Consider the following 21,064-nt stretch of genomic DNA (forward strand, 5'->3'; position numbering starts at 1 on the left):
GCAAGGCTTTCAGCGCTTTGTACGGTTTCTCGCCAGAGTTCAATCAGTGCCGGGACGGTAGAGGTGCCGATGCGCTGCGTCATACAGCGCAGATTCCGCGAAGGCACCTGGATCGAGTACGCGACCGACCAGGATCAGCGCCGTGCGGCGGAAGTCCTTGGCGGCGACCCTCTCTTCGATATCGGTCAGTGTGCCCAGCACCCAGTCCTGATCCGGCCAGCTCGCTCTGTGGATAACCGCGATGGGGCAGTCGGCGCCATAGTGCGGCAGCAGTTTGTCGACGATGGCCGGCAGATGGCGTACACCGAGGTGGATGGCCAGGGTTGCGCGGTGCCGCGCCAGGTCATGCAGTTGCTCGCCCTCAGGCATCGGCGAAGTGGTGCCGTAGCGGGTAAGAATCACCGTCTGGGCGATGCCCGGCAGAGTCAGCTCGGATTCCAGCAACGCCGCACAGGCAGCGGTGGCGGTAACGCCGGGAATGATCTCGAAGGGGATGCCGAGCGCGCGCAGCTCGCGAATCTGTTCGCCAATGGCGCCGTACAGCGACGGGTCGCCCGAGTGCACGCGGGCCACGTCCAGGCCGCGCTTATGGGCCTGGTGCAGCAGCGTGATGATCTCGCCCAGGTTCAGCTCGGCAGTGTTCACCACCTGTTCGGCGCTGTGGCCCTGCAGCACCGCCTCGGGCACCAGCGAGCCGGCGTAGAGAATCACCGGGCACGAGCGGATCAGGCGTTGCCCCTTGACGGTGATCAGTTCGGGGTCGCCGGGGCCAGCACCGATAAAGTAGACGGTCATGCAGGTTCTCTATCGAAGGTGGCCAGTGCACAGGTGGCGCTGGCACTACGGTTTTTCTCGCCGAGCAGGCAGGGCGATGCGCCCATGCGCGCTGCCAGTGCGAGGGCACAAGGCTCCGCTACGGCGGGACTGCCTGTGGCTGCCTGGGTCAATGCATTGCCGGCGGTCAAGGCCTGATAGGGGCTCAGTTGCTCGGGGGCGAAAAACACCAACTCAAGGGCCAGGTGCTCAGCCAGTTCATGCAGGCTGGCTTCGTCGCGCTTGTGGGCGATGCTGGCCAGGCCGACTATGTTGTCCACCGTCAGCTCATGCTGGGCCAGGCTGTGGATAAGCAGGTCGATCAACTCGTCCAGGCTGCAGCCACGGCGACATCCCAGCCCGGCAACGACCTGGATCGATGAGGCAGAAGGATGATCGGAGGTGGTCGGCAACATGAGTGACATTCGGACTGAGCGGTGGCGTAGCTCATCATGGCACCTGCCAGCGGTCAACCGCGATTGACCGGCCGCCGTGGCCTGCGTAGCCTTCTCGCTTTCGAGGTTCTTCCCGGCATGGCGCCGAGGAGCTAAGAGGGAACAGGGTCGATGCCCTGGCTGCCCCCGCAACTGTGAACGGTCGTAAACCCTTCGATACACCACTGCCTCAGGCGGGAAGGTGAAGGATGCGCAACGCGCACGCCGTGAGCCAGGAGACCTGCCTCGACAGACCAGCCATTTGCTCGGACGGGGTGATCCGACGCGGCCAGCACGCCCTTGTGTGCCCGCCTGCGCGTACCCGTCCGCCGAACCTACCGACGCCACGGGGCCCTTGATGAAAACCCTCGCCAAACTGCCTGTCACCATCGTCACCGGTTTTCTCGGTGCCGGCAAAACCACCCTGCTGCGCCACCTGCTGGCCAATGCCGGCGGCCGCCGTATCGCGGTGATCGTCAACGAGTTCGGTGAACTGGGCATCGATGGCGAGATCCTCAAGCAGTGCTCCATCGGCTGCAGCGAGGAGGAGGCCAATGGCCGAGTTTTCGAACTGGCCAACGGCTGCCTGTGCTGCACCGTGCAGGAAGAGTTCTTCCCGGTGATGCGTGAGCTGGTGGCGCGCCGCGGCGATCTCGACCATATCCTCATCGAGACCAGTGGTCTGGCATTGCCCAAGCCGCTGGTGCAGGCCTTCAACTGGCCGGAAATCCGCAACGCCTGCACGGTCGACGCGGTAATTACCGTGGTCGACAGCCCTGCAGTGATCGCCGGCACCTTCGCTGCCTTCCCCGACCAGGTGGACGAGCAGCGCAAGCTCGACCCCAACCTCGACCACGAGTCGCCGCTGCACGAGCTGTTCGCCGACCAACTGGCCAGCGCCGACCTGGTGATCCTCAACAAGGCCGACCTGCTCGACGCCGAGGCGCTCGCTGCCGTGCGCGCCGAGGTGGCCGAGGAGTTGCCGCCAGCGGTCAAGGTGATCGAGGCGCACGGTGGTGAGCTGCCGCTGGACGTGCTGCTGGGCCTGAACAGCGAAACCGAGCTGCATATCGAAAATCGCCGCACCCATCACGACGATGAAGACGACGACCACGATCACGAGGAATTCGACTCGTTCCACGTGGAACTACCGGAAACAGAGGAGCCGCGCCTGCTCGCCGCACTGAAAGACGCTGTGGCCAAGTACGGCATCCTGCGGGTGAAAGGTTTCGCAGCGATCCCTGGCAAACCCATGCGCCTGCTGGTGCAGGGTGTGGGCCAGCGCTTTGACCGTCACTTCGACCGCGCCTGGCTGGCTGACGAGCCGCGTGTCAGCCGCCTGGTGGTGATCGGCCAGCAGCTTGACCGCTCGGCCATCGAGGCCGAGCTGAAAGCGGCGCTGGCCTGATACAGAGCGTAGGGCGTACTCGATCGTAGGGCGGACTCAGGAGCGAAGCGAACAGTCCGCCGGATAACTGAGTACACCCTACGGCGCTAAGACCAATCGCGGCTAAAGCCCCTCCCACAGAGCGAATATGCACTTACTGCGCACCCAACCCGGCGCCCAACTGCCGGCTGACAGCATCGCCGACCTTGGCCAGACGCCTGCCGAGCTGGTGATCCTGTGCACGGGCGATTCGCATCTGTCGTTGCTGGCTGAAGCCGCCCGGCAACTGCCTGAGGACTACCCCAGCCTGCGCCTGGCCAGCCCGGCGCAGCTGAGCAACAACGCCTCGGTGGACTACTACGTCGAGCAGGTGCTGCAGCACGCCAAGGTCATCCTGATCTCGGTGCATGGAGGGGTCAGCTACTGGCGCTACGGTGTGGAGCGCCTGGTTGAGCTGGGCGCGCGCGGCGCCACGGTGATCATGGTGCCGGGCGACGACAAGCCCGACCCGGAGTTGAATGCCCTCGGCAATGTCGGTGAAGAAGACAGCCAGCGCCTCTGGCAGTACCTGCGCCAGGGCGGCTTGGAGAATGCCCGCCAGTTGTTCCGCTGCATCGGCAACCGCTGGCTGAGCCGGGACGACACGTGGCAGGAGCCGCAACCGCTGCCGCGCGTCGGCCTCTATCACCCGCAGCGCAGCCCGGCGGCGCTGGCTGACTGGCAGGCGCAGTGGCAACCGGAGGCGCCCGTGGTGGCGCTGCTGTTTTACCGCAACCATGTGCAATCGGCGAACACCGCCTTCGTCGATACCTTCTGCCAGCACCTTATCGCGCAGGGGCTCAACCCACTGCCGATTGCCGTGGCCAGCCTCAAGGAGGCGGCCTGCCTGGATCAGGTGCAGACCTGGCTGGACGAAACCAACGCTGCGCTGATCATCAATACCACCGGCTTCGCCCTGTCCAACCCCGAGGCGCCGCAGACGCGGGTGTTCCGTCGTGATATTCCGGTGCTGCAGGCCATCTGCTCGCTGGACAACCAGGCGCAGTGGCACGCCAGCGCCCAGGGCCTGGGTTCGCGCGACCTGGCCATGCACGTAGTGCTGCCCGAGCTGGATGGCCGGCTGATCGGTACCGCTATCAGCTTCAAGGGCCTGGCCTGGCGCAGCGAGCGTAGCCAGAGCGATGTGGTGTGCTACCAGGCGCATGAACCGGGTATGGCTTATGTCGCGGAACTGGCGAGGAACTGGTGCCAGTTGGCGATCAAAAGCAACGATCAGAAGCGAATCGGCTTGATCATGGCCAACTACCCGACCCGCGATGGCCGCATTGGCAACGGCGTTGGCCTGGATACGCCCGCCGCCGCGCTCAATATTCTGCTGGCGCTACAGCAGCACGGTTATCCAGTGGATAACCTGCCGGACAGCGGTACCGCACTTGTCCACAGCCTGCTCGGTGGCGTCACCAACGATCTCGATGGCCTGGATACGCGGCCCTGTGCGCAAAGCCTGGCGCTGGACGATTACCTGGCGTTTTTCCACAGCCTACCCGCTGCCAACCAGCAGGCAGTGCGCGAACGCTGGGGCGAGCCGCAGGATGACCCGATGTTCCGCAGTGGGCGGATGATGGTCGCCGGCCTGCGCTTCGGCCTGACCTTCGTTGGCATCCAGCCGGCGCGCGGTTATCAACTGGACGCGGCGGCGGTGTACCACGACCCCGATCTGGTGCCGCCGCACGGCTATATCGCCTTCTACGCCTGGCTGCGCACGGCCTTCGCCGCCGACGCGCTGATCCATGTCGGCAAGCACGGCAACCTGGAGTGGCTGCCGGGCAAGAGCGTCGGTCTTTCCGAAGGCTGCTGGCCGCAGGCGCTGATCGGCCCGCTACCCAACGTCTATCCCTTTATCGTCAACGACCCGGGCGAAGGCGCGCAGGCCAAGCGGCGCACCCAGGCGGTGATCATCGACCACCTGATGCCGCCGTTGACCCGCGCCGAGAGCTACGGCCCGCTGCGCGATCTGGAGCGCCTGGCCGACGAGTACTACGACGCCAGCCAGCTCGACCAGCGCCGCGCTGTCGAGCTACGCGGCGAGATTCTGGCCAAGGTGCGCGAGGCCAGCCTCGACCGCGAACTGGGCCTACAACTCAACGACGACGGTGATAGCTGGTTGCCGCAGCTCGACGCCTACCTGTGCGACCTCAAGGAATCGCAGATTCGCGATGGCCTGCACGTATTTGGCGAGTCGCCCAGTGGACAACTGCGTCGCGACACCTTGCTGGCGCTGCTGCGTATCCCCCGTGGCGATGGCCAGGGCGCCAATGCCAGCCTGCTGCGCGCGCTGGCCCGTGGCCTGGAGCTGAGCCTCGATCCGCTGGACTGTGATATGGGCCAGCTCTGGCAAGGGCTACGTCCACAGGCGTTGCAGGCTGTGGATAACAGCCTGTGGCGTACCGTCGGTGATACCCGTGAGCGCCTGGAGCTGTTAGCACTGGAGTTGATCGTACGGCGCCTGAACGGAGAGCAAATCGACGCTTTCGGCGCCGGGGTGGGGCTGATCCTAGACGGCCTGGCCGAGCATATCGCACCGCTGCTGGATGCCTGCGGCGACGCCGAGATGGGCGGCTTGCTGGCGGCGCTTGAGGGGCGTTTCGTCCCTGCCGGGCCGAGCGGCGCGCCGAGTCGCGGGCGCCTCGACGTGCTGCCCACCGGGCGTAACTTCTTCACCGTCGACGTGCGCCATCTGCCCACGCCGACCGCCTGGCGCCTCGGCGTGCAGGCCGCGGATCGTCTGCTGGAGCGCCATCTGCAGGACGAAGGTGACCACCTGCGCCAACTCGGTCTGTCGGTGTGGGGCACGGCGACCATGCGCACCGGTGGCGACGATATCGCCCAGGCCATGGCGCTGCTTGGCGTGCGCCCGGTCTGGCAGCCGGGCAGCCAGCGCGTCGAGCGCTTCGAGGTCTTATCGCTGGAACAGCTTGGCCGGCCCCGGGTGGACGTAACCCTGCGTGTGTCGGGCTTTTTCCGCGATGCCTTCAGCAATCTGATTCGCCTGTTCGACGAGGCCGTGCAGGCGGTGATCGAGCTGGACGAACCGGAAGACATGAACCCGCTGTCCGCGCGGGTCTGGCGCGAGTCGCTGGCGCTCAAGGACGGTGGCCTGGACGAAGCCGAAGCGCGGCGGCAGGCCGGCTGGCGGGTGTTCGGCGCCAAACCGGGCGCCTATGGCGCCGGGGTGCAGAACGCCATCGAGGAACGCCTGTGGCAAAGCCGTGCGGATCTGGCCGAGGTGTATCTGAACTGGGGCGGCTACGCCTACGGCAGCGGCGCCGAGGGGCTGCCTGCGCGGCAGCGCTTCGTCGAGCGCCTGGAGCAGATGCAGGCGGTGCTGCATAACCAGGACAACCGTGAGCACGACATCCTCGACTCCAACGACTACTACCAGTTCCAGGGCGGCATGCTGGCGGCGGTGGAAACCCTGCGCGGGCTCAAGGTGGCCAGCTACTTTGGCGACAACAGCCAGCCGGATACGCCGCGTATCCGTACCTTGAAGGAAGAGCTGAACCGCGTGGTACGTGCCCGTGCTGCCAACCCCAAGTGGATCGAAGGCATGAAGCGCCACGGCTACAAGGGCGCCTTCGAGCTGGCCGCAACCATCGACTACCTGTTCGCCTTCGACGCCACCAGCGAGCTGGTCGACGACCATCAATACGCGCTGCTGACCGATGCCTATTTGCTGGACAAGGACACCCGCGACTTTATCCAGCAACACAACCCTGGCGCGCTCAACGACATCCTTGAACGCCTGCTGGAAGCCCAGCAGCGCGGCCTGTGGGAGAATCCCGGCGAGTACCGCGAAGCGCTGGAAAACCTGCTGCTCGATAGTGAGGAGTCATGAAGCGCTTGAGTGCGGCGGTGTTGTGCTCCCTCTCCCGCTTGCGGGAGAGGGCTGGGGAGAGGGTGGTTCAGGTCGCTCGGTGTCGCTGGATAAACCCTCTCCCCCGGCCCCTCTCCCATAAATGGGAGAGGGGAGGAATCCCTCTGATCCGCTGCAATCGCCAATTGCCCGCACCGCCATTCCCGGATTTCATCCGGGCTACCGTCGGAACCATGTTTATCCACAGGCCAGAGCCATGACCGAACATCACTTCCCCCTCGCAGCAGTAGTCGGTGCCGACTCCCTCAAGCTGGCGCTGTGCCTTGCGGCCATCGATCCGGCCATCGGCGGTGTGCTGATCGAAGGCCCGCGCGGTATGGCCAAATCGACCCTGGCCCGTGGCCTGGCCGATCTGCTCGATGGCGGGCGCTTCGTCACCCTGCCGCTGGGGGCGAGCGAGGAGCGTATCGTCGGCACCCTGGATCTGGACGCCGCGCTTGGCGAGGGCCGGGCGCAGTTTTCCCCTGGCCTGCTGGCCCGTGCCGATGGCGGCGTGCTGTATGTCGATGAGGTCAACCTGCTGCCGGATCATCTGGTCGACCTGCTGCTCGACGCCGCTGCCAGCGGGGTCAACCATGTCGAGCGCGACGGCATCTCCCATCGGCATGCCGCGCGCTTCGTGCTGATCGGCACCATGAACGCCGAGGAAGGCGAGCTGCGCCCGCAACTGCTCGACCGCTTCGGCCTCAACCTGGCTCTCGATGGCCAGCCGCAGCCGGCCGAACGTGCCGAGATCGTCCGTCGCCGTTTGGCCTTCGATGCTGACCCCGCCGCCTTCCTGCAACGTTGGCAGGTCGAGCAGGCTGCCCTCGCGGCCCGTTGCCAGAACGCCCGCCAGCGCCTGGCCGATATCCCTTTGGATGACGCCGCCCTGGGCGAGATCAGCCAGCGCTGTTTCGCTGCCGGCGTCGATGGCCTGCGTGCCGATCTGGTCTGGCTGCGCGCCGCCCGTGCCCATGCCGCCTGGCGTGGTGCGGCGGGCATCGAGCCTGTGGATATCGAGGCGGTGGAAGACTTCGTCCTGCGTCACCGTCGCCGTCAGCCACAACCGCCGGCTGCCACGCCGCCCGAGCAGAGCCAGGCGCCGCAACAGGCGCAGGAGCAGAGCCAGGGCGAAGGCCAGTGGGGCGAACTGCCGGCGCAGCCGCAGGCCATGGGCGAACGGCGCGTGCCGCCACGCTGGCCAAAAAAGTCCTGAGCATCCGCCCGCGCACAGCCACAGGCGCGGATGCCCGTAACCGGCCCGGACGACTCGGCGGCGGCCTGCGTGGTGCCGCACGTAGCGGTGTGGCTGGTCGTATCGATTGGCCGGCGACCCTGCGCCAGGGCCGCCCGCAACGCCGCGAACAACTGGTGCTGCGCCCGCGCAGCCAGCAGGCCGACGAGCTATGGCTGGTGCTGGTGGATGCCTCCGCCTCGACCCGTCGCCACGGTGCCTTGAGCCGAGCGAAAGGCGTGCTCGCCGAAGTGTTCGACAGCGCCTATCGCCAGCGTGCACGCCTGGCCGTGCTACAGGCCGGTGGTCGTGAGGCGCAGTGGTTGTGGCAGGGGCGCAAGGCCAGCGCGGAGTTGCATCGATGGCTTCAAGAATTGGGCGCCGGAGGCGGCACGCCGCTGCTCGATGCGCTCAATCAGGCGAGTGACTGGCTGTCGCGTCGGCAACGGGCGAAACCGAGCGAACGCCAGCGCCTGCTGATCCTCACCGACGGCCGTCTGCGTGATCTGCCAAATCTGGCGCCGCTGCCGTGCCCAACCCTGCTGCTCGACACTGAGCGCGCGCCTATTCGCCTGGGTCGTGCCCGCCAGTTGGCGCAGGCGCTGCAGGCCGACTACCACCATATCGACGACCTGGCGCCCGGCGTGCCGGGGCGCACCTGGAGAACCCCATGAAAACCCTGCTGCTGGTCGGCATCGGCGCCGGCGACCCGGACTACATCACCTACCAGGCGATCAAGGCGCTGCGCCGTAGCGACGTGATCTTCCTGATGGACAAGGGCGCGGCCAAGCACAAGCTCAACGCCCTGCGCCGCGAGATCTGCGCGCGCTTTTTGGACGGCCACACGCCGCGCTTCGCCGAAGGCCTGCAACCGGAGCGCGAACGCGAGGCGGCGGACTACCGCGCCAGCGTCGACGAACTCAACCGCGACAAGCAGGCGGTGTTCGAGCAACTGATCGACGAGCAGATGGCCGATGGCGAGACGGCGGCCTTTATGGTCTGGGGCGACCCATCGCTATACGACAGCAGCATCCGCATCATCGAGGCCATCGCCGCGCGGCGTAGCGATTTCGTCTATGACGTGATTCCCGGCATCACCAGCCTGCAGGCGCTGACCGCACGGCATCGCATCCCGCTCAACAGCATCGGCCGCGCCGTGGAAATCACTACCGGCCGCCTGCTCGCCGAAGGCTGGCCGCAAGGCGTGGACAGCGTGGCGGTGATGCTCGACGCCAAGGACACCTACCGCCGCTACGTCGGCCAGGGGCTGCATATCTACTGGGGCGCCTACGTCGGTACTGCCGATGAAATCCTTATCGCTGGCCCGCTGGATGAGGTGGCCGAACGCATCGTCACGACCCGCGCCGAAGCGCGTGAGCGTAATGGGTGGATCATGGATAGTTACTTGCTGCGCAAGGAAGGTACGGCGCAGGGCTGAGCTGGGGTGTGGACAAGAAGAGCGTTGTCCACCCTACGCGCTACGGACGATAAGCCTCGAATCGAACAGGCGCTTCGCGTTTTGCGGTCGTGACTTTGTATACGTCGAGAACCAGCGCTTCGGCATCGGGGTCTTGGCTGTCATTGAGAACCCAGTTCTCGAAGATTCGCTTGTGAAATACCCAGTCCTTCACGGTCGGGTCGTAGCGGAAGGTAATGTAGTCCGTCCAGTGCTGACCGCAGGCAACACCGTTTTCGACGGTGAAGTATCGATCTTTGATGGCTAGTCCTTGAGCATCGCCATCAAATGGATCGCATTGGCCACCCTCATTGATCTTGAGCACCACTTGGTCATTGCGAGCACGTAGCTCGTAAGTGCCATCCACAGTTTGGGTAAAGAGCAGCAGAGGCCTGGGTGGTGCCTCCTGTTCTTTGGCCAATGTCGCTTCTTCGGGGTTATGCACAACGACGAGGTAATCGGTCAGCGTGTCACCATCCAGCTCGCCAGACTCATAAAGCCACATCGAATAGCCGGCAGGAATCTGCTCGATAATCCCCGCTGGCAGTTCATTGCCAGCCGCAAATGAAGAAAAGGCCAGTGCTGCGTACAGGAGCTTCTTCACCGTTTTTCTCCCTGTCTTACAACCAACTCCAAGAAACCCCCGTATATACCCCAAACCCTTCCCCAGGCGTGGAGCGCGCTACATCAGCGCCGTTGTCGTTATAGCCCGGCGTCACGGTGGCGGCATAGCGTTTGTCGGTCAGGTTGCGCAGGTCGAGCCAGGCTTGCCAGTCGTCTTTCGGTGAGGCGTAGCCGAGGGTGGCGCCGAAGGTGGCGTAGGCATCGGCGTAGTAGGAGTTGGCGTAGTCCACGGCGACTTTTGAGGCGTACTGGGTGTTGAGGCCGGCGTAGAAGCCGCTCGGGTGGTCGTAGCGGACTTCGGCCTGGTAGTAATGGCGCGGCAGGCCAGGCAGGCGGTTGTCGCCGAATACGTCGTCGTCGCGGTAGTGGAAGTCGCTGAAGGTATAGGCCTGGCGCAGGCTCAGGGCGCCAGCTGCGCCGCCTTGCCACAGCGGGCTGCTCAGGCCGGCTTCGATGCCCTGGTGCACGGTGGGGCTGGCGTTGGATTCAGACGGCGTTACGCCGGGGATGATTTCCACGGTGAGCAGTTCGTGGCGCACCTGCGAGTAGTAGTAGGTCAGTTCCCACTGGCCCAGTGCGGAGTCGCCTCGCCCGCCGACCTCGAAGGTGGTGGCGGTCTGGTTATCCAGGCTGATGGCGGCGCGTTGGCGAGCGGCATAGGGCTCTGTGATGGTGCTGGAGAAGCGCAGCGGCGAACTCCAGAGCATCGACCAGGCATGCGGCGGTTCCACCGAGCGGCTGATATTGCCGAACAGTTGCACATCGGGGTTGAGCTGATAGCGCAGGCCGAGGCGCGGGGCGTAGTCCCAGGTGTGCTCGCTGAGCCTGTCGTCGGTGGCCGGCCAGGTCACTTCGGCTTCACGGCGGGTGTAGATCAGCGCCAGGCCGCTGGTCAGCCACAGATCGGGCATCAGCTCCGTGTCGTTGCTGAAGTGCAGCACGTTGTCCGAACCCAGGTGTTCGTAGTCGCGCATCAAGGTGCCGGCGGGATAGGTGATAGTTGTGCCGCCGGACTCCACATTGATCGGCAGCGCTGCGGTTTCCCTGGATGTGCTGCTCGGCAGATTTGTGGTGCTGCGCAGTCCAAGGGTGGTCACGCTGTTCAGGCCGAACAAGCTGTGCCGACGGGTGTAGTTCAGGGTACCGCTGATATCGCTGTAGTCCACGCGGATGCGATAGGCGCCGCTTCGATAGAAGGTTTCGGTGATATCCATCGGGTAATGGTGATAAGCCAGGCCCGCCACCAGGGTCGAGTCGTCGTCGATCTGCCAGGTGGTCTTGTTCGCCAGCCAGGTACTGCCGGGTTGGTCGCGGTGGGCGTCGATAAGCAGGTTGTTGGCAGCGGCCTGGCGCGGATCGTCCTTGAGCTGGGCCTTGGTCAGGCGGCCGGGCGTTTCGTGCTCGGTTTCGCGGTAGCGCAGGTAGAAGCGCGTTTCCAGGTTCTCGTTGAGCCGATAACCGAAGTTGGCGGCGATGCCTTTGCCCTTGCCGGAGGCCTGATCCTGATAGCCGTCGGTGTGGCTGTCGGTCAGCGCCATGTAGTAGTCGAAATCGCCCAGCACCTGACCGGAGGCGATGTTGCGTTTCTGGTAGCCATGGCTGCCGGTTTCATAGCGCAGTTGCAGCTTGGGCGCGGTGTAGCCGGTGTGGGTGATGTAGTCGATGGCGCCGCCGAGGGCCAGCGAGCCCCGCTCGAAGCCATTGGCGCCGCGCAGCACTTCGGCGCGACTTATCCACAGCGGTTCCAGCAGTTCGTAGGGCGTGCCACCGGAGCCGGTCAGCGGCAGGCCGTCGAGCAGGATATGGGTGCCGGAAGCATGCGAGCCGGGCCCGCGGTTGATACCCGAGCCACGCACGCTGATCTTCACCCCTTCGTTGCCCGGGGACTGGGCGTAGACGCCGGGCTGGTAAGCCAGTACGTCGGCGACGCCGGCTACACGGCCCTGTTCGACCTTGCTCATGTCCACCAGATTGCTGGCGCCGGGCACCTGCTCGAGGTCTTCGCGTGCGGCGTCCTCTTCACTCATCCGTACGCCACTGACTTGCAGGGCATCGAGCTGCACGGGCTCTTCGGCGAAGGCGCTGTGAGCGCTCAGGCAGGCGAGCGTCAGCAGGGTAAGACGAGCAGGGTGGCGGGGAAGCGGCAGGGGCAGCATGCAAGGGCTCCATTGAGCGGGCGGCGAGTGAGTCTGATGGAGGCGACGGGGGATTGGTCACGAAGCAGGGGCGGCATCGGGCGGATGGCAAACCGGCGCGGCGAGTCTTGCACTCTGGGCTTGCCAGGTCGACCCGTTCTGGCGAGACACCCCGGCCGACGTGACAAACATGCCCAGCCGCCAGGCCAGGCTGAGCCCATCAAGGCGCTCGCCTTATCCGTTACAGAGGCTGTGCGTCCGCTGCCTGCTGCCGTGAGGCAATGGCAAGCGCCGCGAGCATCAGTACGCCGGCCAGGAGAAAGGTCTGTCGCATCCCTGCTGCGATGGCCGAGGCCGGTGCAAGCGCGAATGCATCCGTGCCCACTGCGGCAGCGAATACGGCGCCCATCGCCGATGCGCCAACGATCAGGCCGAGGTTGCGTGACAGGCCAAGCAGGCCGGACACCGTACCCTGCTGTTGCGACGGCGTTTGGGTGAGCGCTGCGGTGTTGTTGGCCGCCTGGAAGAGCTGGTAGCCCGGCGTCAGGACGATGATCGCCAGGACATAGCCGGCCATGCCGATCGCATTGGGCAGCAGGGCCAGCAACCCCGAACCTGCAGCCAGCAGAAGGAGCCCCATGACGAGTACGCGGCTGCTGCCCCAGGTATCGACCAAATGCCCGCTGGGCACGCCACTGACAATGGAGATCAGCGGCCCGACCGACATGACGAGCCCTGCCTGCGTCGCCGTCAGGCCGAGGGCGGCACCGAGGTAAAAGGGGCCGACCACCAGCGTCGTCATCATCACGGCAGCCACCAGCAAGTTGATCAGGAGATTGGGCAGCAACTCGCGATCCATCACTGTCCAGAGGCGTGAGGGCTGGGTCGACTTGCGCTGGCTGCCGTTCGGCAGCAGCGAGACGGCGAGGATCAGCGCCAGCACTGCCAGTGGCACCAGTACCCAGAAGACGGCGCGCCAACCGGACAGCGGGATCAGCAGGCCGCCCAGCGTCGGGCCGAGTGCGGTGCCGAGTGCCGATACGGTGCCGAGCAGGCCCATGGCTCGCCCGATACGCGCTGCGCTGGCGGTTTGCCGCATCAACGTCATGGCGAGCGTCATCAGAAAGGCGGCGCCGATGCCCTGCAGCGCCCGTGAGGCGATCAGTAGCCAGAGGCCCGGGGCCAGGGCGCAGAGCAATGAAGCGCTGGCGAAGAGGGCAAGGCCGGCCACCAGGATGTTCTTCGCGCCATATCGATCAGCGAGCCGGCCAGCACTGACGACCGATAGCGTCAGCGCGGCGAGATAGGCCACCACCACGGCCTGCACCTGGGCGAAGGGGGCTGGGAAGGCGGCTGCCAGTTCCGGTAGCGCGATATTGGCGATGCTGGTGCCGAGCGAGGCGAGCAGCATCGACAGCGCCAGAGTCACTGTGATGCCTGTCTGAGCCCGCCTCGAAGATGGTGAGTCGATCGCGTTCATTGCTGTGCCCTCTTGCCGAAATTGATGGTCGTGAGAAGCTTGCAACTTCAAGTCGACTTGAGGTCAAGCATGAAATTTCTGGATATCGGAGAGGTCGCGCAACGCAGTGGTCTCAAACCCTCGACCCTGCGTTACTACGAGGAAGCCGGGCTGATCGCCTCGGTGACCCGCATCGGCTTGCGCCGCCAGTTCCCAGCCGAAGTGCTGCTGCAACTCAAGCTGATCGCCATGGGCAAATCGGCGGGGTTCTCGCTGGAAGAGATCGCCGGCATGTTTGGCGCGAACGGCGTACCGGAGCTGCCGCGCGAGTTGATCCGCACGCAGGCCGATGCCATCGACCGGCAGATCCGTGAGCTGAGTGCGCTGCGCGACACGCTGCGGCATGTCGCCGACTGCCCGGCGCCCTCGCACCTGGAATGCCCGACCTTTCGCCGTCTGGTCGAGGTGGCTGGCAGGCGTGGTGCCAAGCGCAAAAGCGGCAAGCGTGACACCAACCCTGGCGTCGGTTGAGGTGCTTCATTCCCTCGGTGGGGTTCAGGGTGCGCTCTCGGCTATCGAGATCAGCGCCGGGCCTGCGACGGCGGAAATCCATACTGGCGCTTGAAGGCGGCGCTGAAGCTGCTGAGGTGTTCATAACCGGCCAGGCTGGCGGCGTCCTCCACCGACAGACCCTGCTGGCGTATGGCGTGATAAGCCCGGGCCAGGCGCTGGCGGCGTAGGTAGGCGGCAATGGTGGTGCCGTTACGGTGGCGAAAGGCGTTCTGCAGGTCGACCGGGTTGGTGCCGAGCTGGCGCGCCATGTCGGCGATGCTCAGGGTGTCGGCCTCGCCGCTGTCGAGCCACTCCTTGAGGCGCGCCAGGCAGCGTTCGAGGTGGCTGCCGAGGCGTTTCTCCTGGGGCGTGTCGATGCCGCGCAGGATGTCGCAGGCCAGATCCAGGGCGAAGCTCTCGCGTTGCAGGCGCTGCAACAACGGCGGCAGCGTCGCGTCACGTTCGAGCAACTGGTGGGCGCGCTGGAGGATGTCCAGCGAGGGTTGCCAGGGCAGGTTGTGCCAGTGGCTGCGGCTGAAGCGCAGCAGGGCGTCGCTGCGCAGTTGGCTGCCGAGGGCGACCTGTTGCAGCCAGTCCGGGGTGATGCTCAGGCACACCTTGGTTTCTTCGCGGTCGCGGCGCCAGTGACGCTGGAACTGATCGCTATCGGTCAGGTTGACCAGCATGGCGCGCTGGCCACCTGGGCGCGCGTCGAAGTGCAGGCGCTGGCGCGGCAGGCTGACTTCGGCTTCGCCTTGCAGCAGGAAGGCGGCGGTGATGCCTGGTGCCAAGCGGTTGTCGCTACTGGCGTCGACCAGATCGCGGCTGTGGCTGAAGTACAGCACCAGGCCTTCGCTCAGCACCTGCACCTGTTGTTCACCGTCGAGCACCGGCTGTTCGCCCGGCAGCTCGCGCTGGAAACGCAGGTTGCCGCCGAGGGTGTGGGCGACATCGCTGAGCTGACCGCAGGTGAAGACCGTCATGGTGGCGTGACCGATGGAAGTTTCGTTGCGGCTAATTTTTCCTTCTTTTCGCCTAAGCGCGCAACATTGTTCAGAATTATTCTCATGTGCAATGAGGTCGCAATCGTCCTGGTTGCGTCACCAACGATCATGGGAATCACACAGCGATGGGTTTGCTCCTCACGCAAACGGCGGTGGTCGAGGCGGTCTTCCACGACCATGTCGACGCGGCGCAGATACGCCAGTGGCTGGACGGAATCGAGCGTCTGATCGAGGGCCGTCAGCCGTTCTTCTTCATTTCCAGCACCCGCGAGGGCAGCACCTTCGCCGAGGATTACCGGGCCATCCAGGGCGTCTGGTACAAGCAGCACAAGGTGGCGTTCCGCGAGATTTGCCAGGGGCTGGTGCGCATCGCCGCTGACGCCGACGAGCAGGCCCGGCTCGACACCCCGGCGCTGCATGCCGCCTGGGGCGTGCCTTATTTCGTCACCCTGGACAGGACGCACGGCTATCGCTGGATCGCCGAGCGCATGGTGAATCATGCAGCGTCCGTCTGAGCAGGTGCCGGTGACCCGGCTGGCGCTGGCGGTGATCGTGGTGCTGTACCTGGCCCACGCGCTGCCGCTGTACTTCTTCAACGTGGCGATGCCGGCCATTCTGCGTAGCCAGGGTGTCGACCTGCGCTGGATCGGCATGCTCTCGCTGCTGTACATCCCCTGGGCGTTCAAGTTTCTCTGGGCGCCGCTGGTCGACCGCCATTACTTGCACAGCCTCGGCCGGCGTCGTACCTGGCTGTGGCTGACCCAGGCGGCGCTGGTGGTCGGCATCCTGCTGCTGGCGCTGACCGGCCTGGAGCACGGCCTGCTGCTGTTCGTGCTGGTGAGCCTGTGGATATCCACTTTTGCCGCCACCCAGGACATCGCCATCGACGGCTATACCGTGGAATCGCTGGCCAGCGAGGATCATCGTCTCGGCAGCATGGCGCAGAGCATTGGCGTGGCGCTGGGCAGTATGTTCGGCGGTGCCGGCGTGCTGTGGTTGTACCAGGTGGTCGGCTGGCAGAGCGCGCTGCTGACCCTGGCCGGCCTGAGTGCCTTGACCATGCTGGCGGTGGTGCGGGTCGATGACCGCCTGCCGGCGCAAGCCGAGGCGGCCAGGCCGGGCTTCATCGCCACCTTCAAGCGCCCGGAGATCCGCTGGGCACTGCTGCTGATCCTGGTCTATCGCCTGGTCGAGGCGCCGGCCATGGCCATGCTCACGCCGATGCTGGTGGATCGTCTGTGGTCGCTGACACAGATCGGCCTGCTGATGTCGGTGGCTGGCGCCAGCGTCGGGCTGCTCGCCGCCGTGGCGGCTGCGCGCCTGTTGCAGCGCCAGCGTGCGGCGACCCTGCTGCTGCGCGCCGGCTGGCTGCGCAGCCTGGCCTACCTGGCGGTCGCCGGGCTGCTGCTCAGCGGCCTGGCCGACGGCTCGCCCTTGTGGCTCGGCGCCATGGTGCTGGTGCTCCTGGCCATCCGCTACCTGGCGATGACCAGCCTCTACGCCCTTTTCATGCAGCTCTGTTCGCGGCAGCAGGCCGGCACCGACTTCACCGTGCTGGTGTGCTTCGAGCTGCTGGTGTTCTTCGTTGGCGGTTCGCTGTCGGGCTTCCTCGCCAAGGGCCTGGGTTACGAAACCTATTACCTGCTGCTGGGCGCGCTTTCCGTGCTCAGCGTCCTGCTCTGCAAACCCATCGTCCGGCGCATTCAGGCCGGCACCGACAATCATTGACGCGCTTTCTCTGGGGGAAACCATGAGGCATCTTTCGGCATCCATGCAGGTCACCTTGCTCAGCCTGGCGGTGAGCGGCGCGCTCCACGCGCAGGCCGACGACACATCGACCAGCCAGGTTCAAGAGCTCGGCCCGGTGGTGGTCACCGCCACCCGTTCGGCCAAGAGCGTCGCCGAGATCGCCGGCACGGTGTACAGCATCGAGCACGAACAGGTTGCCGAGCAGGCCACGGCCGGGCGCTCCACGGCGGACATCCTCGGCCAGCTCGTGCCTTCCTTGGCGCCGAGCAGCGGCACCACCAGTAACTACGGCATGACCATGCGCGGGCGCACCGTGCAGGTGATGATCGACGGCGTGCCGTTGACCGGCTCGCGCGACGGTGCGCGCCAGCTCAACAGCATCAACCCGGCGATGATCGAGCGCATCGAGGTGATCTCCGGTGCCACCAGCATCTACGGCGCCGGTGCCACCGGCGGCCTGATCAACATCATCACGCGCAATGCCGACGACGAGACCAGCGACTTCAGCAGCCGCATCGGCCTGCGCACCCCCGGCAAGGCCGCGCGTGACGCCATGGCCTACGAGGCCTCGCAGACCGCTGCCTTCCACCAGGGCGCGGTCAGTGGTTTCGCCGGCCTGAGCTACACCAAGCAGGGCGAGATTCGCGACGCCCATGGTGATCGCATTGGCCCGGAAATCTCCCAGACCGACCGCCAGGACACCACCAGCTTCGACTTCAATGGCCGCCTGACCTGGCATCTGGACGACGACCAGCAACTGAGCGGCGGCGTGCGCTACTACGACGACGAGCAGGACAGCGACTACGGCCCGGATTACGGCCCCAATCTCAATGTCCTGCTCAACAGCGCTGCCCCCAGCCACAAGGCCGTGGATGGCCTGCAACTCGACGACCAGCCGCGCACCCGTCATTACGGCGCCAATGTGCAGTACCTCAACCGCGATTTGCTGGGTGGTCAGCAACTGACCGCCGAAGCCTACTACCGCAAGGAAAAGTCGCGCTGGTTCCCCTTCGCCAGCCGTGCGGCCAATGCCGCGTTACCCGGTGGCGTGGCCAACGTGGTGATGCAGTCGAGCACCGACATCGACGTCTGGGGTGTACGCACCGCTTTGCAGAAAGGCTTCGATCTGGCCGGGCGCGACCTGCAACTGAGCTATGGCCTCGATTACGAGCGCGAACAGGATCGTCAGGACGGTCAGTTCTATGACTTCACCACGTTCTTCACCAGCAAGGGCCTTAACTACCGCGAGACCTACAGCTCCTCGATGGGCCCGGACGTTGAAGTGAGCAAGACCGGCGCGTTCCTGCAGGGCGACTACCAGCTCACCGAGCGCCTCAGCCTGCAGGCCGGGGTACGCCGCGAAACCATTCGCAACGAGGTGGACGATTCCATCCCCTATGGCGAGGCAGTCACCGCCGCCACCGTTGCCGGCTACCAGGCGCGCACGCTGGAAGGCGGCAACGTGCGCCACAGCGAAACCCTGTTCAACCTCGGCGCGGTATACAAGCTGACCGACAGCCAACAGCTGTTCGCCAACTTCTCCCAGGGCTTCAGCCTGCCCGATACCCAGCGCATGCTGCGTGATGTGCCGGCCAGCTTCGTCATCGATAGCAGCAGTATCGATTCGATCAAGGTCAACAACTACGAACTGGGCTGGCGTCTGGGCGAGGCCAGCGGCCTCAACGCCGGGGTGACCGCCTTCTACAACACCTCCGACAAGGTGGTGCAGTTCAATCGCGATTTCAGCGTCTCGGTGGCCGATACCGACGAGCGCGTGTGGGGCGCCGAGGGCAACCTGCAGGTGCCGGTCGCCGAGGGCTGGACGCTGGGCGGCACCCTGGCCTACACCCGTGGCCAGTACAAGGACGCCGCCGGCAACTGGCGCGAGCTGAATGCCTTCCGCGTCTCGCCTCTGAAGGCCACCGTCTACAGCGACTGGAAATTCCAGGAAGGCTATGGCGTGCGCCTGCAGGCGCTGACCGTGGGTGGCAGCGACCGTGCCTACGACGACGCCCAGAAGGCGGCGATCAGCCCGAGCATCCGTGCCACCCCGGCGAGCAAGATCCAGGGTTACACCGTGGTCGACCTGATCGCCCATGCGCCCTGGTTCGGTGGCGAGGTCGGCTTCGGCGTCTACAACCTGGCCGACCGCGACTACAAGACCGTCTACGGCCAGCAGGCCGAGGCCACCTACGGCGCCATCTCCAGCCTGCCGGCAGCCGGACGCACCTTTGGTCTCAGCTACTCGGTGGCGTACTGATCGGCTTTCAGTCCGCGCGGTAGTTCAGCGGCCGTTTCGACGATTCCGGCAGCGCCAGGCCGCCCGCCAGGGCGATCAGGGCGATGACGATCAGGTAGTAGGCCGGCGCCATGCGGTCGCCGGTTTGCTCGATCAGCCAGGTGGCCACCAGCGGCGCGGTGCCACCGAAGAGCGTATAGGCCAGGTTGTAGGTGAAGGCCGAGGCGGTGTAGCGCACCCGGGTAGGGAACTGCTCGGACAGCAGCACCGCCGTGACCACGCCGCAGATCACCGCACCCACGGCCAGCAGCATGGCGCCCAGCGCCGACGGAAGCAGCGCACCGGAGGTGGCCAGGGTAAAGGCCGGGTACACCGCGACGATCAGCGCCACCCCGGCAGTGAGAATGGTACGCCGACGGCCGACGTAGTCTGAATAACGGCCGATGAAGGGGCATAGCAAACCGGCGAAGATCAGCGCCATCAGGCTGGCCAGCAAGGCGGTCGGCCGTGTGGCGCCGCCGACCACCTGCATGTAGGTGGTGAGGTACGTGGTGAACATGTAGAACGACAGCGCCGTGGCCGAGATGAAGGCACCCAGGCAGGCGATGGTCGCGCCGTGCAGGCGCAGGGTTTCCTTCAATGGCGAATGTTCCGGCGCTGGTTCGGACGCCATGGCCTTGAATGCCGGCGATTCATCCAGGCGCAGGCGCATGTACAGGCCCACCAGCCCCAGCGGTGCGGCGATCAGGAACGGCAGGCGCCAGCCCCAGGCCTGCATCTGCTCGCTGCTGATCAGCTGATCGAGACCGAATACCAGGCCGGCTGCCGAGGCGAAGGCGAGGAAGGTCGACACCGGTACGAAGCTGCCGTAACGGGCCTTCTGTTCGGTCGGTGCGTGCTCCATGACGAAAGCGCAGGCGCCGGCGTATTCGCCCCCGGCGGAGAACCCTTGCAGACAGCGCGCCAGCGCCAGCAGCAGCGGCGCGAGCAGGCCGATGCTGGCGTAGGTCGGCAGCAGGCCGATCAGCGTGGTGGCGCCAGCCATCATCAGCACGGTGATCGACAGCACACGCTTGCGCCCGATGCGGTCGCCGAGAATGCCGAAGACGATGCCGCCCAGCGGGCGCAGGGCGAACGACACCGCGAACACCGCGAAGGTCTGCAGCAGCGCCAGGGTCGGATTGCCCGGTGGGAAGAACAGCGAAGCGATGGTCACGGCGAGGAAACCGTAGACGGCGAAGTCGAACCACTCGACGAAATTACCGATGGCCGAGGCGGCGATCACCTTGCGCAAGGTGGCCGGGCTGACCTGCTGACTGCTGTGTGTGCCATTCATGCAACGCTCCTGATCCCTGATTTAGACGGCTTCAGGCAGGTTACGGAGCGATGACCGGGGCAGGCGCCACGCAGGCGACGGTGACGTTGCCGTGAGCGACCTGGCTGAGCGAGTATCGCCATCTCTCATCCATGCCCAGTTTGGAGACGCCATGCAGCCCCATCTCGCCCCAGTCGACCTGGTCAAGGCCTACCGTTTACTCAACCACGGCCCCACCGTGCTGGTATCGGCCCGTCACCAGGCTGTGGATAACGTCATGGCGGCGGCCTGGTGCTGCGCCCTGGATTTCGACCCACCGAAGCTCAGCGTGGTGCTGGACAAGGCCACTCGTACCCGCGCGCTGATCGAGGGCAGCGGTCTGTTCGCCATCCAGGTGCCGACCGTGGCGCAACTGCAACTAACCCAGGCGGTGGGCAGCGCCAGCCTGGCCGATGATCCGGCGAAGCTGGCACATGCCGGTGTCGAGCTGTTCACCCTGGATGGCCACGATCTGCCGCTGGTGGCCGGCTGTTCGGCCTGGCTGGTCTGCCGGCTGATCGAGGAGCCGCACAACCAGCAGGCCTACGATCTGTTCATCGGCGAGGTGATTGCGGCCTGGGCCGACGAGCGTGTGTTCCGCGATGGTCGCTGGCATTTCGAGACGGCCGACCCGAGCCTGCGCAGCCTGCATCATGTGGCGGGCGGGCATTACTACGCGATTGGCGAAGCACTCAAGGCCTGACTCGC

The 21,064-nt window shown here is 65.6% G+C and carries 17 protein-coding genes and 1 riboswitch; of the genes, 10 read left to right on the forward strand and 7 right to left on the reverse strand.

Translation table 11 applies throughout. The features are described 5' to 3' along the window. Positions 1–39: 39 nt before the first annotated feature. Together cobM and VC352_RS13430 are read right to left on the reverse strand one after the other, a co-directional pair. Complete coding sequence (gene cobM / locus VC352_RS13425) at positions 40–795, reverse strand: precorrin-4 C(11)-methyltransferase (protein ID WP_322980051.1); 756 nt, start codon at positions 793–795, stop codon at positions 40–42. Beyond that, positions 792–1,229, reverse strand: a complete 438-nt coding sequence (locus VC352_RS13430) for a cobalamin biosynthesis protein (RefSeq protein ID WP_322980052.1) — start codon at positions 1,227–1,229, stop codon at positions 792–794. Before VC352_RS13430 ends, cobM begins: the two co-directional genes overlap by 4 nt. Positions 1,230–1,315: 86 nt before the next feature. Continuing rightward, positions 1,316–1,511: riboswitch (cobalamin riboswitch) on the forward strand. Between the two features lie 94 nt (positions 1,512–1,605). On the opposite strand from VC352_RS13430, the gene cobW reads away from it, so the two are divergent. The 5 genes from cobW (at position 1,606) to cobF (ending at position 9,222) form a co-directional block, all read left to right on the forward strand. Then, positions 1,606–2,655, forward strand: a complete 1,050-nt coding sequence (cobW, locus tag VC352_RS13435; protein WP_322980053.1) for a cobalamin biosynthesis protein CobW — start codon at positions 1,606–1,608, stop codon at positions 2,653–2,655. A 127-nt stretch (positions 2,656–2,782) separates the two neighbouring features. Beyond that, positions 2,783–6,529: a cobaltochelatase subunit CobN gene (cobN, locus tag VC352_RS13440; RefSeq protein WP_322980054.1), complete on the forward strand. Its 3,747-nt coding sequence runs from the start codon at positions 2,783–2,785 to the stop codon at positions 6,527–6,529. 235 nt (positions 6,530–6,764) lie between these two features. Then, positions 6,765–7,766 (forward strand): ATP-binding protein, encoded by a 1,002-nt coding sequence (locus VC352_RS13445; protein ID WP_322980055.1) that lies wholly within the window; start codon positions 6,765–6,767, stop codon positions 7,764–7,766. After that, positions 7,748–8,458 carry a vWA domain-containing protein gene (locus VC352_RS13450; RefSeq protein ID WP_322980126.1) on the forward strand — a complete coding sequence of 237 codons (711 nt, stop codon included), beginning with the start codon at positions 7,748–7,750 and terminating at the stop codon, positions 8,456–8,458. The genes VC352_RS13445 and VC352_RS13450 overlap by 19 nt, the downstream gene beginning before the upstream one ends. Then, positions 8,455–9,222 (forward strand): precorrin-6A synthase (deacetylating), encoded by a 768-nt coding sequence (cobF, locus tag VC352_RS13455; protein ID WP_322980056.1) that lies wholly within the window; start codon positions 8,455–8,457, stop codon positions 9,220–9,222. Before VC352_RS13450 ends, cobF begins: the two co-directional genes overlap by 4 nt. Positions 9,223–9,262: 40 nt before the next feature. Here the strand turns inward: cobF and VC352_RS13460 are convergent, their stop codons facing one another. The 3 genes from VC352_RS13460 to VC352_RS13470 form a co-directional block, all read right to left on the reverse strand. Further along, the gene (locus VC352_RS13460) at positions 9,263–9,844 is read right to left on the reverse strand and encodes a hypothetical protein (protein WP_322980057.1); all 582 of its coding nucleotides are present in this window, start codon (positions 9,842–9,844) and stop codon (positions 9,263–9,265) included. Positions 9,845–9,860: 16 nt separating this feature from the next. Beyond that, positions 9,861–12,020 carry a TonB-dependent receptor family protein gene (locus VC352_RS13465; RefSeq protein ID WP_322980058.1) on the reverse strand — a complete coding sequence of 720 codons (2,160 nt, stop codon included), beginning with the start codon at positions 12,018–12,020 and terminating at the stop codon, positions 9,861–9,863. 220 nt (positions 12,021–12,240) lie between these two features. Beyond that, positions 12,241–13,479 (reverse strand): MFS transporter, encoded by a 1,239-nt coding sequence (locus tag VC352_RS13470; RefSeq protein WP_322980059.1) that lies wholly within the window; start codon positions 13,477–13,479, stop codon positions 12,241–12,243. 69 nt (positions 13,480–13,548) lie between these two features. On the opposite strand from VC352_RS13470, the gene VC352_RS13475 reads away from it, so the two are divergent. After that, entirely contained in the window at positions 13,549–13,989 is a 441-nt protein-coding gene (locus tag VC352_RS13475; RefSeq protein ID WP_322980060.1) for a helix-turn-helix domain-containing protein, read from the forward strand. Between the two features lie 50 nt (positions 13,990–14,039). Here VC352_RS13475 and VC352_RS13480 read toward each other — a convergent pair whose 3' ends face one another. Continuing rightward, positions 14,040–14,993 (reverse strand): AraC family transcriptional regulator, encoded by a 954-nt coding sequence (locus VC352_RS13480; protein ID WP_322980061.1) that lies wholly within the window; start codon positions 14,991–14,993, stop codon positions 14,040–14,042. Positions 14,994–15,139: 146 nt separating this feature from the next. Here VC352_RS13480 and VC352_RS13485 point away from each other — a divergent pair, with 146 nt between their 5' ends. Genes VC352_RS13485 through VC352_RS13495 form a run of 3 tightly spaced genes read left to right on the forward strand, consistent with a single transcriptional unit; the run spans position 15,140 to position 19,023 of the window. Beyond that, positions 15,140–15,529, forward strand: coding sequence for a hypothetical protein (locus VC352_RS13485; protein WP_322980062.1), 390 nt, complete (start codon positions 15,140–15,142; stop codon positions 15,527–15,529). Next, positions 15,513–16,742, forward strand: a complete 1,230-nt coding sequence (locus VC352_RS13490) for an MFS transporter (protein ID WP_322980063.1) — start codon at positions 15,513–15,515, stop codon at positions 16,740–16,742. Before VC352_RS13485 ends, VC352_RS13490 begins: the two co-directional genes overlap by 17 nt. Before the next feature lie 22 nt (positions 16,743–16,764). Further along, positions 16,765–19,023: a TonB-dependent receptor gene (locus VC352_RS13495; protein WP_322980064.1), complete on the forward strand. Its 2,259-nt coding sequence runs from the start codon at positions 16,765–16,767 to the stop codon at positions 19,021–19,023. A 7-nt stretch (positions 19,024–19,030) separates the two neighbouring features. Here the strand turns inward: VC352_RS13495 and VC352_RS13500 are convergent, their stop codons facing one another. Continuing rightward, positions 19,031–20,338: an MFS transporter gene (locus VC352_RS13500; protein ID WP_322980065.1), complete on the reverse strand. Its 1,308-nt coding sequence runs from the start codon at positions 20,336–20,338 to the stop codon at positions 19,031–19,033. 151 nt (positions 20,339–20,489) lie between these two features. Here VC352_RS13500 and VC352_RS13505 point away from each other — a divergent pair, with 151 nt between their 5' ends. Beyond that, positions 20,490–21,059 carry a flavin reductase family protein gene (locus VC352_RS13505; protein ID WP_322980066.1) on the forward strand — a complete coding sequence of 190 codons (570 nt, stop codon included), beginning with the start codon at positions 20,490–20,492 and terminating at the stop codon, positions 21,057–21,059. Positions 21,060–21,064 lie beyond the last annotated feature (5 nt).

Origin of the sequence: Pseudomonas sp. C11, assembly GCF_034683865.1 — a bacterium.
In the GTDB taxonomy this organism is placed as follows: Bacteria; Pseudomonadota; Gammaproteobacteria; order Pseudomonadales; family Pseudomonadaceae; genus Aquipseudomonas.

What these genes read in the sequence shown, in the direction of transcription:
- cobM (WP_322980051.1), bottom strand. Translation starts at nt 795, where the DNA reads ATGACCGTCTACTTTATCGGTGCTGGCCCCGGCGACCCCGAACTGATC.
- VC352_RS13430 (WP_322980052.1), bottom strand. Translation starts at nt 1,229, where the DNA reads ATGTTGCCGACCACCTCCGATCATCCTTCTGCCTCATCGATCCAGGTC.
- cobW (WP_322980053.1), top strand. Translation starts at nt 1,606, where the DNA reads ATGAAAACCCTCGCCAAACTGCCTGTCACCATCGTCACCGGTTTTCTC.
- cobN (WP_322980054.1), top strand. Translation starts at nt 2,783, where the DNA reads ATGCACTTACTGCGCACCCAACCCGGCGCCCAACTGCCGGCTGACAGC.
- VC352_RS13445 (WP_322980055.1), top strand. Translation starts at nt 6,765, where the DNA reads ATGACCGAACATCACTTCCCCCTCGCAGCAGTAGTCGGTGCCGACTCC.
- cobF (WP_322980056.1), top strand. Translation starts at nt 8,455, where the DNA reads ATGAAAACCCTGCTGCTGGTCGGCATCGGCGCCGGCGACCCGGACTAC.
- VC352_RS13465 (WP_322980058.1), bottom strand. Translation starts at nt 12,020, where the DNA reads ATGCTGCCCCTGCCGCTTCCCCGCCACCCTGCTCGTCTTACCCTGCTG.
- VC352_RS13470 (WP_322980059.1), bottom strand. Translation starts at nt 13,479, where the DNA reads ATGAACGCGATCGACTCACCATCTTCGAGGCGGGCTCAGACAGGCATC.
- VC352_RS13475 (WP_322980060.1), top strand. Translation starts at nt 13,549, where the DNA reads ATGAAATTTCTGGATATCGGAGAGGTCGCGCAACGCAGTGGTCTCAAA.
- VC352_RS13480 (WP_322980061.1), bottom strand. Translation starts at nt 14,993, where the DNA reads ATGACGGTCTTCACCTGCGGTCAGCTCAGCGATGTCGCCCACACCCTC.
- VC352_RS13485 (WP_322980062.1), top strand. Translation starts at nt 15,140, where the DNA reads ATGGGTTTGCTCCTCACGCAAACGGCGGTGGTCGAGGCGGTCTTCCAC.
- VC352_RS13490 (WP_322980063.1), top strand. Translation starts at nt 15,513, where the DNA reads ATGCAGCGTCCGTCTGAGCAGGTGCCGGTGACCCGGCTGGCGCTGGCG.
- VC352_RS13495 (WP_322980064.1), top strand. Translation starts at nt 16,765, where the DNA reads ATGAGGCATCTTTCGGCATCCATGCAGGTCACCTTGCTCAGCCTGGCG.
- VC352_RS13500 (WP_322980065.1), bottom strand. Translation starts at nt 20,338, where the DNA reads ATGAATGGCACACACAGCAGTCAGCAGGTCAGCCCGGCCACCTTGCGC.
- VC352_RS13505 (WP_322980066.1), top strand. Translation starts at nt 20,490, where the DNA reads ATGCAGCCCCATCTCGCCCCAGTCGACCTGGTCAAGGCCTACCGTTTA.